Raw genomic sequence first — 15,396 nt, forward strand, 5'->3', positions numbered from 1 at the left:
CAAAAGTTTACCATGTGTTAGTTAATATAATCTTTCCGAAATGTTCGCTGCTTTCCATTAACTGATGTGCCAAACTGGCTTCACACATCGGGAATTGTGTAAAAACGACTGGTTTAAACTTCCCTTCTTCCAATACCGGCCAAACATGCCGGCAAATATCCTGCGTTAATATTTGTTTAAAATGAGCATCCCGGCTACGCAGCATACTGCCCGAAATAGTCAGCCTTTTTTTCATCACTAAACCAAAATCAAGTTCATCACCCGGTTTTTGCTTACTGCCTTTCATCGTATTGATGAAGACTAGCCTTCCATCTTCCCGAAGCAACCTTACATTTTTTGATATATAATCACCACCGATCATATCCAGAATTACATCAACTCCTTCATTTTTCAGCTCATATTCAAAGTCTTGATTTTTGTAATTGATACATCGGTCAGCACCAATTACTACGCATTCGGCACACTTTTCATCAGTTCCGGCCGTAGCAAATACTTTGGCACCAAATGCTTTCGCAAGCTGGATGGCCGTAATTCCAATCCCACTTCCGCCTCCGTGCACAAGAAAGTGCTCATTTTCTTTCAAACCACCCCGTTGAAATACATTATGCCAAACAGTGAATACGGTTTCAGGCAGTGATGCAGCCTGAATAAAGTCAAAACCATGCGGGATAGGAAGGCATTGTCCCGCATTTACTGCTGCAAATTCAGCATAACCGCCTCCAGACAAAAGTGCACAAACCGCATCTCCCTTTTTCAGGTTGGTAACGGCAACTCCGCATTTTTCGATGATTCCGGCAATTTCCAATCCGGGAATATCTCTGGACACACCAGGCGGCGGCGGATAAGATCCCTTACGCTGAAACACATCCGGCCGGTTCACTCCTGCCGCATAAATCCTGATCAGCACTTCGTTTTCTTTTGGCTGAGGCCGCAGCCTTTTTTGTAACTGCAATACTTCGGGAGCACCGGGCCGGGTAATTACAACTGCATTCATTTGGTTACTATCGATTCCGGTTCCTCGGTATTGAGCCATACTTACTCTAAAAATTTACTTTACAATGTCCAAATAAAAAGCAAATGTCGCAGTTTACAAACTATCTGTTGCACGAATAGTAAGGCATACCAATCGGTCAGGTTGCTAAACAGGTTATCACGAGTTTAAAGTTATGAATAAAGATAAAATTAATTCCCTCCCCTTCCCGCTTTGTACGAGTCATATTCTTCCAGAAGCCTGGCCAGATCATCGTCTCCGTCAAATTCCAGCTGCTCTTCCTTTATCACATACTGCATTTTATTTTTCTCGTCTGAAAGCAATTTCAAAAAGCTGTTTTTGTCTTTCAGATAAACCTGGGTTACTTTATCACCTTTTACAATATAAAGCTTTGCATCCGGCTCCATTTCTCTGGTTGCATTTGCTTTTTCTATTTTGATCGGGGTCTGGTAGCGTTTCAGTAATTTGGTTTCCCCATCATACATAACACGGTAAAAACTTTTACCGTTATTATTTTCTGTTGCCGGAAAACCGCTTTTGAAAATATACAGATCTGTGCCGCTTGGAATTGTAAACTCTTTTACCGTTTGTTTTACGCGATACAGGCTGGAACCTGCCTTATATTCGAGCTCATCTTTTACAATATCATAACGGAGCAACACACCGTCATGAACATTATCATCGTCGGTTCGAACAGTGCCCGAATACCATTCTTTGAACAAATAGGGAGAAACATTTGACTGAACTTCCTGATAGGGTGTGCCGGATAAACCGGTTGAATCCTGAGCCATAATTTCGTTTCCTAAAAAAAAGGCTGAAAGGCATAGAATCCTTGATAAATAATTCATGATAAGACCTGTTTAATTTAACAATTGAAAGTAATTGGCAGGAAAAGTTAGTTAAAATTGAATAGATATGCCTTTTAATTCTATTTAACCTCCTAGAATCCCTACCATCTTTATGTACTTTTGCCTAAAAAATTGTACCTGCTCAATTGGATATTAACGAACAGCTCATACATATACGCCAAAGCCTGGCAGGAATTGCTCCTGAAATTTTCCTTGGCTCATTCTTTTGTTTATTTCTTCTGGCAGAGTTACTCCTGATAAAATGGGTGAAAAAAGAAGAAATATCCACCTGGTTGCACAGGATTGCTATTGCCGGAAGTATCATTACATTGATGATGGTACTTGTCCAGTGGAACGAAGAACCATCTTTCCGCTTTCATCCGCTTTTGTTTCTGGATCATCAGGCAGTTTTTTTTAAACTGCTTATTACCGCCGCATGGATATTTACGCTCATCCATGTACGAATCCTTCGTTATGATTTCCCACCGGAATTTAATGCTTTGCTTATTTCTTCCGTGGCTGGTTTGTTTTTGCTAACCATGTCCACACATTTACTGACAATTTACCTTTCCCTGGAACTGATCTCTATCAGCTCATATCTTTTGGTTGCTATTTCGCCTTACAAAAAGGCAGCAGAAGGAGGTATTAAATATTTACTTTTTGGTGCAGCAAGCTCTGCTGTAATGCTCTATGGAATTTCACTAATCTATGGGTTAACAGGCACTATGGATATTACAAGCCAGCATATGACAGCCGGATTACTGAATAATTCAGGATTGGTCATAACGGTAGCCATTGTACTCACTCTTTCGGGACTGCTTTTTAAGCTTTCGCTGGTTCCTTTCCACGTCTGGACGCCCGATGTATATGAAGCAGCTCCTACTCCGCTGGTATCTTTTTTATCGGTTGCACCAAAAGCCGCTGTTGTATTGGTGCTCATGCGTTTGGCAAGTATATTGCCCGCACAGTATTTTCCTGTACTTGGAGGAATAGCATTAATCAGCATTACAATTGGCAATGTGGCGGCTTTATGGCAATCCAATGCCCGCCGGTTATTAGCTTATTCATCCATTGCACAGGCGGGATATCTGTTGGTTGGGATTGCGGCATATAGCAGGTTTGGGTTTGAAACAGCTGTTTTCTACACTGCTTCTTATCTTATTATCAACATGGCAGCTTTCTTTCTGATTGACTTGTTAATACCTCAATCCAATACCGGACTGGAAGATTATGAAGGGTTGGGCAAAAAATATATCTGGCTTTCCGGTGCTTTGACCATGGTAATGATAGCACTCGCAGGATTACCGCCAACCGTCGGATTTACATCAAAGCTTTTGATTTTCTCATCTCTATGGGATAGTTATCAACAGCAGCAGTTCTCCTGGATGCTTTGGTTATTGATTGGCGGGATTCTCAATGCAGCCATTTCGCTGGCGTATTATCTCAGACTTCCTTATCTGCTTTTTTTCAAAAATATTAAATCTGAAAGCAAGGCAAATCCAATATCCAAGGCAATATTGAGCAACGTGCTTGCAGGGTTGATAGTAGCTCTGGTAATTGCGTTATTCTTTAAACCTGAATGGCTGACAAATTGGATTTCTGCTTTCTGAGAAAAAAATAAAGGTTTCACGAAAGGTAGTAAAGAAAGGGGCAGAGTATGCAAAGTAAAATCGTCTCTGCACTCTCTGCCCTTCTTTTATAATTTGCAAAAAAACTTTATTTCCTTTCTCCCTTACTTAATTGCCCGCACCATATATCCTTCTTTTCTCAACAACGCAATGACGCCCCTTTCACCTCCAAGATGTGCTGCTCCTACTGCGAAGAATGTTGGCTTTTCCGCTATGATCTTTTGAATCCGGCCAATCCATTTTTGATTTCTTGCAAACAACAAAACTTCCTCATTCCCTTCCAAACCGAACTCACTTTTTAATGTTAATTTGTATAAATCATTAACATTCTGCGTTTTATACATTTTTATTAATCCTTTGAATTCTTCCCTTGCCTGCGGAAGACTGTCAATCATAGTCATGATAATTTTCATCTGATCTTTATATGGAACAGAATCGAAAAGTGCCATTTGCTCGTCAATCGTTTCCAGGCCAATGACTTCTGCCTTTTGTTTTTTCGCAAGTTCTACCAGCGACATTTCATAAGACTGAGGCTGACAAGCCAGAACTGCATTAAAAAGCGGCCCCATCAATACAAACGGTTTTACTCTTTCAAACATAGCTAAACCAACCCCGACAGAATCTTTGTAAAACTGGCTCAGTTTATTATACTCGGCTTCTGTAACAAGTTTTTTAAGTTCATTCCCATCACTCATATTCATGGATTTCATCATGGCCGCCATCATATTGGGATCGTCCATGTCAACCTCAAGAGCAACCTGCTCAGTTTTAGAAATGGCTAATTTCAACGAGTCACTAAGAGAAAAATCCGCAGGACATATTAAATGTATGGTGCCAAACAGATAAGAAGGTTTTGATTGGTTCGGAGCTTTAATTTCCCAAAGCAAAGAACTTTCCACCGGAGCCTGAGCCTTTGCTATAAATACAGAAAAAAGCAATGCCAGAACCAAAAACAACTTTTTCATAATCAACATATTGATATTAAAAACAAATTCCCATTTTCCCAGGATTATACCCCGGGCAGAGATATTTAAGCCTTTCAGGCCAGGCCCGCTTCGTCTATTCTTTATGACTGTCCACAACAATTCTTTCTTCCCGGTTTGCCAGTTCCCAGGCAGTATGAAAAACAAGCTTTACAATAGGTGCCTGTTTATCGAACATAATTTTTTCCACATCATCGCCGGGACGGTGATAATCTTCGTGTACACCTGTAAAATAAAATATGACCGGTATGCCCACCTTAGCGAAATTGTAATGATCTGAGCGATAGTAAAAACGGTTCGGATCTTTGGGGTCGTTAAAAGTGTAATCCAGTTTATAATTGACATATTTTTTATTCGCTTCCTCACTGATCGCATGCAATTGGGAAGATAATTTATCAGCACCTATGACATACACATATTTAGGATCGTTTTTATGCGCTTCGTCCACACGGCCGATCATATCTATATTCAGGTCAGCAACCGTATTTTTCAGCGGCAATAAAGGATTTTCCGAATAATATTCTGAACCGAATAATCCTTTTTCTTCACCGGTTACATTCAGAAATAAAATACTTCTTCTTGGGCCTTTTCCATCTGCTTTTGCTTTGCTGAATGCTTCTGCCAGTTCCAGAAGTGAAACAGTTCCCGAACCATCATCATCCGCTCCATTGTTAATTTCTCCGTTCGGTGAAATTCCGATATGGTCCAAATGCGCACTGATTACCAAAACCTCGTCCTTTTTATCCGAGCCTTCCATGTAAGCTGCTACATTTTCAGTTTCAATGATCTCATTGGTTCTTTCAGCTTTAAATGTCGCTTCTCCCGACAGGCTCTTTGACAAAGGTTTTTTCGTTTTTCCTATTTCATCTTTTTCCTTTGTAAGCTTTTGAACCGAAGTATTCAATATTTGTGCGGCCATTTCAGCAGATAAAACAAACGACGCTATATTATTTGAAGATTCCTTAACGGGCTTTAATGTTGGCGAACTAAACCTTCTGGCCATTACGGCACGCTGGCGTATTTCTTTGTCAAAATCCTCTCCCGTTTTTTCACTAATAATAAAGACATGTTTTGCGCCTTTTTCTAATGCCAGTTTAACCTTGTTCTGCCATGAAACTGTACTATTCCATTTGGATTTATCTCCATTGCCGCTTAACAGATAATTGCCGTCTTTCAATTTCGGTTCACCCTCAAAAATAATAACCGACTTGCCCGTTACATTCAAATTGGCATAATCGTTATAAGCCGGTTCTTCAATACCATAACCTGCCAGTACTACAGGCGTATTTGTTTCAGCCGGAGCATCCAGGATTCCATTTAAATAAAAATCCTTATTGAATTCATATTGTTTCCCGCCTGCCTTTACATACACTTCTCCCCAGCCGCGCTTATACAGATTATATTTTTGCAAAAAAGATTTTGAGCCATCCGCTGCCGCTGCAATGGGCTGTAAACCATATTCCTTAAAATATTTCAGTACATATTCAGCAGCCATTTTTTGTCCTGGGGAACCCGTGTCACGGCCTTTCATGCTATCCGCCGCAATAATGACCAGATGCTTTTTTAAATCTTCGGGGGTAATACTTTCGGCATATTTGGTAGCATCATCCTGTGCATATGCAAATGTGGTGATCGACAGGAATATTCCGGCCAGTATGTTTTTATTCATAACGAATTAAAAAAAATGCGAGTTACAATTTCTACAAAGAAACTAAACGATACTGCGAATGCAAAATTGAGACCAATTTCAATGTTTTATATAAACAGCTAATTTCGTATTTCCTAAAATTGTATATTTGAAAATACACTTCACCATAAAGAATGCCAGAAATAAGCCGTTTTCTTGGAATAATTATTAAAATGTTTTTTGATGATCATAATCCACCTCATTTTCATGCAGAATTTCAAGATTATAAAGCAATTATAGAAATACATAGTACTGAACTTTTAGAAGGATATTTGCCTCCCAAACAATTAAAACTAGTTCAGGCATGGGCCATTATTCATGAAGAAGAATTGTTGGAAAATTTTATAAATCTTAATAAAGATTTTAAATCCTGGAACAGGATAGAACCTTTAAAATAATATGCTTCACTATATTAAAAAAATAGTTTCAGTTCAGGATTACCGCATTTACTGCCTGTTTAATACAGGAGAGGTAAGAGTAATTGATTTATGGGCAACAATTGAAAAATATAGAAATATCAATGACGGATTGATAAGTCAACTGGCAGATCCTACTTATTTTAAATCGGTGCAGCTCGATTCATATGGTACACTTATCTGGGATAATGGTGTGGATTTTGATCCTGATAATCTTTATAAAATGTCTAAATCTGAAATTGTATCTATTTAATATTTTTCTTCACTTTTTGTACTTCTTTTAGCATATACATTGTTTTTGGCTTGATAACAATAAATTAATTGTAAAATACTGTTATTCAGCGAAAAAACTCCGTACCTTTGCACCTTATTTGACGACGTTACAATCATAACGTCTCATGGCAGTAAAGTCAGTTGGCAACCAATTTCAGCAAACTGTCAACTGTAAACAATTGATCTATAAAACAATGCAATCCATTCGTAACATCGCAATTATTGCGCACGTTGACCACGGCAAAACGACATTGGTCGACAAAATCATTCATGCTTCAAAACTGTTTCGTGAGAATCAGGAATTTGGCGATCTGATTCTTGACAACAATGATCTTGAACGTGAACGTGGAATTACTATCGTATCTAAAAACGTATCAGTACGTTACAAAGATTACAAAATCAATGTAATTGATACACCAGGTCACGCCGACTTTGGCGGTGAAGTGGAACGCGTACTTAAAATGGCTGACGGTGTTTTGTTACTCGTGGATGCTTTTGAAGGCCCGATGCCTCAGACGCGCTTCGTTTTATCAAAAGCGATTCAGCTTGGTTTGAAACCAATCGTGGTTGTAAATAAAGTAGATAAAGAAAACTGCCGCCCTGAAGAAGTTCAGGAAAGTGTTTTTGATTTGATGTTCAATTTGGGAGCAACAGAAGATCAGCTTGATTTCGCAACCGTATATGGTTCGTCTAAACAAGGCTGGATGGGCCCTGACTGGAAAACTCCAACTGACAATATTACTTATTTGCTGGATACAATTATTGAGCAAATCCCTGCTGCAATTATCCACCCGGGAACGCCTCAGATGCAGATTACGTCACTTGACTATAATGCATTTGTTGGTCGTATTGCAATCGGACGTGTATTACGCGGAACTTTGAAAGAAGGCGCTGCGATGTCTCTTTGCAAAGCAGACGGTGTTATCAAAAAAGTAAAAATAAAAGAACTTCAGGTTTTCGAAGGACTTGGAAGAGTAAAAGTAACTGAAGTAGAAGCTGGTGATATTTGTGCTGTAACCGGTATTGAAGATTTCGAAATCGGAGATACACTTGCAGATCTTGAAAATCCTGGAAGCACTTCCACGTATTTCTGTTGACGAACCAACACTGAATATGTTGTTCACTATCAACAACTCTCCATTCTATGGTAAGGAAGGTAAATTCGTAACATCGCGTCATTTACGTGACCGTTTGATGAAGGAAACGGAAAAAAATCTTGCATTACGTGTTGAAGCAACTGATACTGAAGATAAATTTTTAGTATTCGGACGCGGAATTCTCCACTTGTCAGTTCTGATCGAAACGATGCGTCGTGAAGGTTATGAATTACAGGTTGGACAGCCTCAGGTTCTTTTCAAACAAGATGAAAACGGACAACGTTTAGAACCTATCGAAACGCTTGTTGTAGATGTTCCTGAGTCTTCTTCTGGTAAAGTAATTGAATTGGCAAGCCAGCGTAAAGGTGAACTTTTGATTATGGAACCAAAAGGTGATCTGCAGCATTTGGAATTTGAAATTCCTTCGCGTGGATTGATCGGTCTTCGTTCTAACTTACTTACTGCTACGCAAGGAGAAGCTACAATGACTCACCGTTTCAAAAGCTTTGAGCCTTTCCGCGGACCAATTCCTGGACGTTTGAGTGGTTCTATCATCTCAAAAAATACAGGACCTGCTACAGGTTACACGATTGATAAATTACAGGATCGCGGACGTTTCTTTGTTGAACCAGGTGAAGAAATTTATGCAGGTCAGGTTATTGGAGAACATACCCGTCCAAATGATATCGTAGTAAACTTACAGGAAGCGAAAAAACTGACCAACATGCGTGCTTCCGGTACTGATGATGGTTTGCGCATTGTTCCGAAAATCAATTTTTCTCTTGAAGAATCGATGGAATATATCCAGAAAGACGAATATCTGGAAGTAACTCCAAACAGCATGCGTATGCGGAAAATCTATCTGGAAGAAAACGATCGTAAAAGATTTGGTTCTAAGGTAGAGATGGCATAATATAAAATTTCAAGTTAGAAGTTAAAAAAGGAAGCTCATACGGGCTTCCTTTTTTTGTCACCGCACCTTCGTTTGTGTTCTCACAAACGAACATCACAATGCTATATAGCAAATCCCACCACGATACACAGTTGCTTATGGGAACACAAACAACTGAGACTATAACGCCCTAACTTCCCATTTCTAAGTCCGTAGCTTCCCTAACTACTTTAACTTCTTAACATGACTCCTCCCTTCAAAGCCTCCCCTTTTCATCATCCGAGGCATTATCATTATGCTTACGTTTCCGCGCAAAAGTGTCCTTTCCAAAGCGGTAGGTAAAAGCAACACCAATCCGTTGCGTATCCGTTTTATTGGTTTGAAGATAATCCGATTGGATCAGGCTGATTGATTTGTTATGGTAAACCCAGGAATGGAATAGGTCATTGGCAGACAAACGAATACTGCCCTTTCCATCCCAGATTTTCTTTTGAATTGAAGCATTGAGAATGTACATTCCGCTGGTCACAGCTTGCCCGCTGAAATCACGGCTTGCGTAATAACCACCAAACTCCGCACTCACGGTTTTGCTCAAAGTAAAGTAGTTATTAAGTTCAAGCCTTGCCATATTGGTGTCAAAACGAAGTTGTTCTCCGTAAACAATTCCTCTTAGTCCTATTCTGGAAAGTCTTAAAGTTGTATTTGTATACCACCATTTGGTTACAGAAGTGTTTACAGTTGTATTCAAAAGCACCATGTAGCCACCTTTTATATTATCGGGGCGATTGATAAATATACTGTCTATGGTTTTGGTTGTAGGAAAAATGGAATTCGTAAACTTATTGTAACTCAATCCCATATTCAGGACTTGCTTGTGCTGATATTTGAGTTCCAGCCTGTTTTGGTACTGCGGATTGATATCCGGATTTCCTGAACTGTAAGTATATTGATCTCTTTGGAACAAAAACGGATTCAGCAACTGATAATTCGGTCGGCTTATCCTTCTAACCGCCATTAAAACAAACGTATTTTTGCCCTTATCATCTAACTTGTAACTTACAAAAGCGCTTGGGAATAAGCCAGTATAGTTTTTGGTAAATTCAGAACCTTCTACTTCTTCATTACCCAACTGATTACCATTAATATGCGTATTTTCCACCCGCAGACCCAATTGCGCTCCAAATCTTCTCCATGATTTTTGCCCGTTAATATAGACCGCATTGATATTTTCTTTGTACTTAAAATGATTGGAATTCGCATTGTCAATTACCTGAAAACCATCTGTTATTTTGTAATAGTCAAACACATTATCATTATTGATCACACTGGATTTAAAGCCGGTTTCCAGTTTTCCTTTGTTTTTAAATGGATGAACATAATCGGCTTTGGCCGTGTAAATATTAATGTCGGAAGGAATGAGATATATAAAATCACTTCTGCTAATTAATGCTCCATTTGGCTCAAAAGAAAGATTTCTCAACGTTTGATGTCCTTTGGACAAATAATGAAGATAATTGACATCAACAGAAAGTTCTCGCCCATAGTTATTCAACTTGTGAAGCATATTCAGATTTATTCCAGTATTGGTTCTTTTGTCGCCACCAATTGTACTTCCCGAACCGATAAGTTCTAACGAATTACTTGAATCGTAGTTTTTACTATCATATTCAAAGACTCCATTTCTATTTGTCTTGTTCAAATTAAAAATTACCCCGTATGTGGTTTTCGGCGTCGCAGCGAAATCGAGGCCAAAATTCACGTTGATACTTTTGTTTTTATAAACCTGATCGTTGACCAAATCCACTCTCGAAACCAATTCCGAAGATGCGTTGTAAAATCTTCGGTTGTAAATATCAAGTGCGTAATTCTTCTCATAATTATAGCCCAAATTTGCAAACACATTAACCTTCTTACGGTTATAATTCAGGTTCAGCGCATCGTTGTTTCTTGCATATTTCCCTTGCGTTATACCCGTTGAAACACTTCCCGTCAGTCCTCCTATTTTATTCTTTTTCAAACGAATATTGATTACCGCATTTCCAGCCGCATCATATCTTGCGGATGGATTATCGATCAATTCAATTTTATCCAGAAGTCCGCCAGGAAGTGATTTCAGGTACGCGGCCAGATCTTGTCCCGACATGTAAGTGCTTCTTCCGTCGATCAAAACCATCACACCACTTTTACCGTTCAGACTTATCTCTCCGTTATTATTCACGGAAATACCAGGCGTTTTTTCCAAGACTTCCATCGTATTACTCGTTGCGCTGCTGATCATAGATTCTACATTTACGATCGTTTTATCTATTTCCTGTTCAATTAAGGGCTTTTTCGCTTTTACCGTCAGTTCCTTTAATTCGACAGTTTTAGCAGGCAGCAAAATAATTACTGGTAACGAAATAGTAGACTGGACATCGCTGATCGTGAGTGGAACGCTGACAAACCTCTTTTGTCCCATTGAAGTAATGTCAAGTAAATAAGTGCTGTTTTCCAAATTGCTAAATTGAAATTTCCCGTTCCCATCAGTTATTTCGCCTTTTACCATTGTAGAATCGCTGGCTTTAAGCAAACGGATAGTCGATCCTGGCAACACTTCGTTTCCGGTATCTTTCACAACTCCCGAAATGGTTTTATTTACCGTTTGGGCATAAATCATATTGGTAAGGAATGCAAAAATTAGAACATTGATTAACTTTTTCATGGCTTTTACTTTTTGTGCTGTTAGCTTCTAATGAGGCAAATATTGGCAGCCAGCATTGCCATAAGAAATAATAGTGTCGTAACTTCCCAAATCACTGACAGAATGTTGTTTTAAGGTGTCGAAAAGTTTGGTCATTAATCTGACCCTTTACAGCACGAATTTCCCATCGTTCGCCATCTTATTTTATAGTAATGGATATAAAAAATCACTTTTGCCAATCAACAAGGGCAACTAAAAAAGAGATGATCAAAGTAAAAGGAATAGACGAGAGTGATTTCAAATTAGGGTTGTACACAATTCTAACAGGAGTTGCTGCTTTCTCGATGTGGTTCGCCATAAGTTTTTATGCGGAAGCTGTTGGTGTGGGTGAAGTAGAAATTGTGGCGACAATAGGGACTGCATTTTTTCTGGCAAGCGTTTTCTTTGGCAGGCATTTGGGGCAAATCTGGCTCGATCGCAGTGTTCCCGTATCTTACGAACTGTTAACCGGTATTGGAGTAAGTATTCTTGCTTGTATTGGCTGGATTTTTAACCATGGTGACCGCCCTTTCGTCAACCGTCCCGCACTCAATTTGCTTATGTATTGGCTGCCGTTTCTGGCTGCGAGCGTGGCATTAGGAATATTTGTTAAACTGGCCCGTTCAATCGGACAAAATAAATTAAAAGAAGCACAAACGGACGCCGCACAATCTCAAAGTGAGTTGCATTTGCTTCAATCCCAGCTAAGTCCGCATTTTTTATTTAATACACTCAATAATTTATACGGATTATCGATTACACAACACGAAAAAATACCACCGCTTTTGCTGAGATTGTCGGACTTACTGCGCTATTCGGTTTATAATTCAAATGAAATTTATGTTCCGCTAAATGAAGAACTCGCCTATATTGAAAACTATATTGAATTTGAGAAAATACGAATCGGTGACAGATTGGAATTAACAACTAACATTGAGAAAATAAGTGATTCCTCGATCAAAATCGCTCCAATGGTTTTAATCGTCTTCATTGAAAATGCTTTTAAACACTCGAAGAATACAGCGGACGACAAGATTTACATTGATATGTCTTTGAAGATATGGGGAAACTCCGTATTGTTTTACATTAAAAATTCGCAAAATAAAGCTGCTCAGGAAAGTAGTATTATCAATAAAAGCAGTGGATTTGGCTTGGTCAATGTTAATAAAAGACTCCATTTGCTTTATCCAAAACAACACGAACTCGAAATCGAAAATGAAGAGACAAGTTATATCGTAAATCTTCGATTAAAAATAAAATAAGGAGAATGGAGGAAGAATGAGAGGAGAATGGAAGTTGGCGGATTACAGAATAACCTTATTTGACATACAACCGAGCTAACAGCCAATAGCTCAAAGCTAACAGCCATAATGAAATTCAACTGCCTGATCGTAGACGACGAACCAATAGCCCGGGAAATTATAAAAACCTACTGCGGGCATTTACCTTATTTAAACATCGTGGCTTCCAGTGGAAATGCATTGGAAGCCAAAGCTATTTTGAATCAGCAAAAAGTGGATATTCTATTTCTGGACATCAACATGCCGGTTATGGATGGTGTTACCTTCCTGAAAACTTTACGAAACCCGCCACAGGTGATTTTCACAACAGCCTATAAGGAGTACGCGCTGGACGCTTTTGAACTTTCAGCCTGTGATTATTTGCTAAAACCTTTCTCGTTAGAACGTTTCATTGTGGCAGTCGACAAGGCTTTGGAAAGGTTACAGATTCCACCCGCAGCAACGATTGAAAATCCTGAAAACAGGATTGAAGATTACATTTTTATAAAAACAGATGGTAAAATTTTCAAAATCCTGCATCAGGATTTGCTATATGCCGAAGCCAGCGGCAACTACACCAAAATCGTAACTCCCCAAAACACTTTGCAACCTGCAATGACTTTTTCCAGTTTCGAAGAGTTATTACCCAAATCGCTTTTCCTGCGAATACACCGTTCTTTCATAGTTAATAAGTCTAAAATCGATCATATTGAAGGAAATCGTTTGTTTGTGAATAAAACGGAGATACCGATTGGTAGTAATTACAGGGAAGGGTTTTTGAGGGAATTGGGATTAACTTAATCTTTCACGCAAAGTAAAAAAAGTAAAACGGCAAAGGACGCAAAGGTTAAATTCTTTGCGTCCTTTGCTCTTATCTTTCCTGCTTTGCGTGAAACCTTCAATATCAATCTCCTTCTTTTCCCATAAATTTCTTTACAATTTCTTCTCTTTTTTTCATTCCAGGAAAATCGCAAAATCTTCCAACAAATTTGGGTTATTGCCTCAATGCATTTGATTCATTTCAAACTTCATTAATACCATAAAACAATCTACTTTCTTCTGATTTTTATACTATTTCAAGAAAAATTGGTTTTTTGTTTTTATTAATGCAAATGATGTAAGTTTACACTGATTTACATTAGTATTTCATTAACACACTTAAAATCAGACTTTTAACAAAAAGTAAAATGTCATATATAGAACCTGCTCCAATCAAGGATAAAGAGAATCCGCTGGAGTCCATGATGCAGCGATTTGATAAAGCAGTAGAGCTTTTGGGGATTTCAGACGAAATGTACCACATCCTGAAAGTTCCTCGTAAACAGGTAATTGTAGGTTTGCCGGTCACAATGGATTCAGGTGAGATCAGAACTTTTGAAGGTTACCGCGTAATCCACTCCACTATTCTTGGACCAAGTAAAGGTGGTATCCGTTTTGATCCGGGTGTTAATCTGGATGAAGTCCGTGCTCTGGCTGCATGGATGACCTGGAAGTGTGCTGTGGTAGATATTCCTTATGGAGGTGCAAAGGGTGGAGTTGCATGTAATCCAAGAGAAATGTCGGCCGGAGAAATTGAGCGTTTGATGCGAGCTTACACGACAGCTATGCTGGATGTTTTTGGACCGGACCAGGATATTCCTGCACCGGACATGGGAACCGGCCCGCGCGAAATGGCTTGGCTGATGGATGAATATTCCAAGTCAAAAGGGATGACAATTCCTGCCGTTGTTACCGGAAAACCATTGGTTTTAGGAGGTTCGCTCGGGCGGACTGAGGCTACCGGGCGTGGTGTAATGGTATCAGCTTTGGCTGGTATGGAAAAACTTCGCATTAATCCTTACCGGGCAACAGCTGTTGTTCAGGGATTTGGGAATGTTGGTTCACACGCAGCTTTACTTCTAAGAGAACGTGGCGTGGCCATTCATGCAATCAGTGATATTTCTGGTGCGTACTACAATGATAAGGGAATTGATATAGCTGCTGCTGTTGCCTACCGCGACAATAATAAAGGTTCGCTGGAAGGATTTACGGGAGCAGAGCTAATTTCAGGTGATGAAATATTTACAATCCCGGTTGATGTTTTGGTGCCTGCCGCGAAAGAAGATGTGATCACCAGAAGGAATGTTGAGAGTATTCAGGCCAAAATGATTGTGGAAGGTGCCAATGGCCCAACTTCTTTCAAGGCTGACGATATTATCAATGACAAAGGTATCATGGTAGTTCCGGATATTCTGGCCAATGCCGGCGGAGTGACCGTTTCTTATTTCGAATGGGTACAGAACCGTATTGGTTATAAATGGACCCTGGAACGCGTAAACCGCAGGACCGACCGTATCATGAAAGATTCATTTGATAAAGTTTACGAAACATCTTTAAGATATAAAGTTTCTCTTCGGATTGCGGCTTATATTGTGGCAATTGACAAAGTTTCGAGCACTTACAAATACAGAGGAGGTTTTTAAAAGAAGAAAAATTGATGGAAGAAAGGAGGATAGGTTTTTACCGTCCTCCTTTTTGGTTTAATTTCGTTACAATTGTAATATAAAAAAATGAAATCCTGTGTTACGTTACTGTTAACAATA

General features: G+C 39.2%; 11 protein-coding genes and 1 pseudogene. 7 read left to right on the top strand and 5 right to left on the bottom strand.

Going from position 1 to position 15,396, the window contains the following annotated elements; genetic code table 11:
* Nucleotides 1-7: 7 nt before the first annotated feature.
* Both KZC02_RS13410 and KZC02_RS13415 read right to left on the bottom strand, forming a co-directional pair.
* Nucleotides 8-1,033 (bottom strand): NAD(P)H-quinone oxidoreductase, encoded by a 1,026-nt coding sequence (locus KZC02_RS13410; protein WP_310590440.1) that lies wholly within the window; start codon nucleotides 1,031-1,033, stop codon nucleotides 8-10.
* Between the two features lie 149 nt (nucleotides 1,034-1,182).
* Nucleotides 1,183-1,839 carry a hypothetical protein gene (locus KZC02_RS13415; protein WP_221394553.1) on the bottom strand — a complete coding sequence of 219 codons (657 nt, stop codon included), beginning with the start codon at nucleotides 1,837-1,839 and terminating at the stop codon, nucleotides 1,183-1,185.
* 146 nt (nucleotides 1,840-1,985) lie between these two features.
* Here KZC02_RS13415 and KZC02_RS13420 point away from each other — a divergent pair, with 146 nt between their 5' ends.
* Nucleotides 1,986-3,449 (top strand): NADH-quinone oxidoreductase subunit N, encoded by a 1,464-nt coding sequence (locus KZC02_RS13420; protein ID WP_221394554.1) that lies wholly within the window; start codon nucleotides 1,986-1,988, stop codon nucleotides 3,447-3,449.
* A gap of 122 nt (nucleotides 3,450-3,571) precedes the next feature.
* On the opposite strand, the gene KZC02_RS13425 is transcribed toward KZC02_RS13420, so the two are convergent.
* Together KZC02_RS13425 and KZC02_RS13430 are read right to left on the bottom strand one after the other, a co-directional pair.
* Complete coding sequence (locus tag KZC02_RS13425; RefSeq protein WP_221394555.1) at nucleotides 3,572-4,432, bottom strand: TraB/GumN family protein; 861 nt, start codon at nucleotides 4,430-4,432, stop codon at nucleotides 3,572-3,574.
* A gap of 94 nt (nucleotides 4,433-4,526) precedes the next feature.
* Nucleotides 4,527-6,119 carry a M28 family peptidase gene (locus tag KZC02_RS13430; RefSeq protein ID WP_221394556.1) on the bottom strand — a complete coding sequence of 531 codons (1,593 nt, stop codon included), beginning with the start codon at nucleotides 6,117-6,119 and terminating at the stop codon, nucleotides 4,527-4,529.
* 152 nt (nucleotides 6,120-6,271) lie between these two features.
* Between KZC02_RS13430 and KZC02_RS13435 the strand changes: the two genes are divergently transcribed.
* From KZC02_RS13435 to typA, 3 genes and pseudogenes are all read left to right on the top strand, one after another.
* Entirely contained in the window at nucleotides 6,272-6,535 is a 264-nt protein-coding gene (locus tag KZC02_RS13435; protein ID WP_221394557.1) for a DUF4160 domain-containing protein, read from the top strand.
* A gap of 1 nt (nucleotide 6,536) precedes the next feature.
* Nucleotides 6,537-6,806 (top strand): DUF2442 domain-containing protein, encoded by a 270-nt coding sequence (locus tag KZC02_RS13440; RefSeq protein ID WP_221394558.1) that lies wholly within the window; start codon nucleotides 6,537-6,539, stop codon nucleotides 6,804-6,806.
* 214 nt (nucleotides 6,807-7,020) lie between these two features.
* Nucleotides 7,021-8,836 (top strand): annotated as a pseudogene (gene typA / locus KZC02_RS13445) (translational GTPase TypA).
* 235 nt (nucleotides 8,837-9,071) lie between these two features.
* On the opposite strand, the gene KZC02_RS13450 reads toward typA, so the two are convergent.
* Nucleotides 9,072-11,516, bottom strand: a complete 2,445-nt coding sequence (locus tag KZC02_RS13450) for an outer membrane beta-barrel protein (RefSeq protein WP_221394559.1) — start codon at nucleotides 11,514-11,516, stop codon at nucleotides 9,072-9,074.
* A 242-nt stretch (nucleotides 11,517-11,758) separates the two neighbouring features.
* Here KZC02_RS13450 and KZC02_RS13455 point away from each other — a divergent pair, with 242 nt between their 5' ends.
* The 3 genes from KZC02_RS13455 (at nucleotide 11,759) to KZC02_RS13465 (ending at nucleotide 15,276) form a co-directional block, all read left to right on the top strand.
* Nucleotides 11,759-12,796 carry a sensor histidine kinase gene (locus KZC02_RS13455; protein WP_221394560.1) on the top strand — a complete coding sequence of 346 codons (1,038 nt, stop codon included), beginning with the start codon at nucleotides 11,759-11,761 and terminating at the stop codon, nucleotides 12,794-12,796.
* 108 nt (nucleotides 12,797-12,904) lie between these two features.
* Nucleotides 12,905-13,615: a LytTR family DNA-binding domain-containing protein gene (locus tag KZC02_RS13460; RefSeq protein WP_229254294.1), complete on the top strand. Its 711-nt coding sequence runs from the start codon at nucleotides 12,905-12,907 to the stop codon at nucleotides 13,613-13,615.
* Between the two features lie 386 nt (nucleotides 13,616-14,001).
* Complete coding sequence (locus KZC02_RS13465; RefSeq protein WP_221394561.1) at nucleotides 14,002-15,276, top strand: Glu/Leu/Phe/Val dehydrogenase; 1,275 nt, start codon at nucleotides 14,002-14,004, stop codon at nucleotides 15,274-15,276.
* Nucleotides 15,277-15,396 lie beyond the last annotated feature (120 nt).

It is taken from the genome of Dyadobacter sp. NIV53, assembly GCF_019711195.1.
In the GTDB taxonomy this organism is placed as follows: Bacteria; Bacteroidota; Bacteroidia; order Cytophagales; family Spirosomataceae; genus Dyadobacter.

Bases quoted from the DNA above. Each gene is read 5' to 3' on its own strand.
- KZC02_RS13410 (WP_310590440.1), bottom strand. From the start codon at position 1,033: ATGGCTCAATACCGAGGAACCGGAATCGATAGTAACCAAATGAATGCA.
- KZC02_RS13415 (WP_221394553.1), bottom strand. From the start codon at position 1,839: ATGAATTATTTATCAAGGATTCTATGCCTTTCAGCCTTTTTTTTAGGA.
- KZC02_RS13425 (WP_221394555.1), bottom strand. From the start codon at position 4,432: ATGAAAAAGTTGTTTTTGGTTCTGGCATTGCTTTTTTCTGTATTTATA.
- KZC02_RS13430 (WP_221394556.1), bottom strand. From the start codon at position 6,119: ATGAATAAAAACATACTGGCCGGAATATTCCTGTCGATCACCACATTT.
- KZC02_RS13435 (WP_221394557.1), top strand. From the start codon at position 6,272: ATGCCAGAAATAAGCCGTTTTCTTGGAATAATTATTAAAATGTTTTTT.
- KZC02_RS13440 (WP_221394558.1), top strand. From the start codon at position 6,537: ATGCTTCACTATATTAAAAAAATAGTTTCAGTTCAGGATTACCGCATT.
- KZC02_RS13450 (WP_221394559.1), bottom strand. From the start codon at position 11,516: ATGAAAAAGTTAATCAATGTTCTAATTTTTGCATTCCTTACCAATATG.
- KZC02_RS13455 (WP_221394560.1), top strand. From the start codon at position 11,759: ATGATCAAAGTAAAAGGAATAGACGAGAGTGATTTCAAATTAGGGTTG.
- KZC02_RS13460 (WP_229254294.1), top strand. From the start codon at position 12,905: ATGAAATTCAACTGCCTGATCGTAGACGACGAACCAATAGCCCGGGAA.
- KZC02_RS13465 (WP_221394561.1), top strand. From the start codon at position 14,002: ATGTCATATATAGAACCTGCTCCAATCAAGGATAAAGAGAATCCGCTG.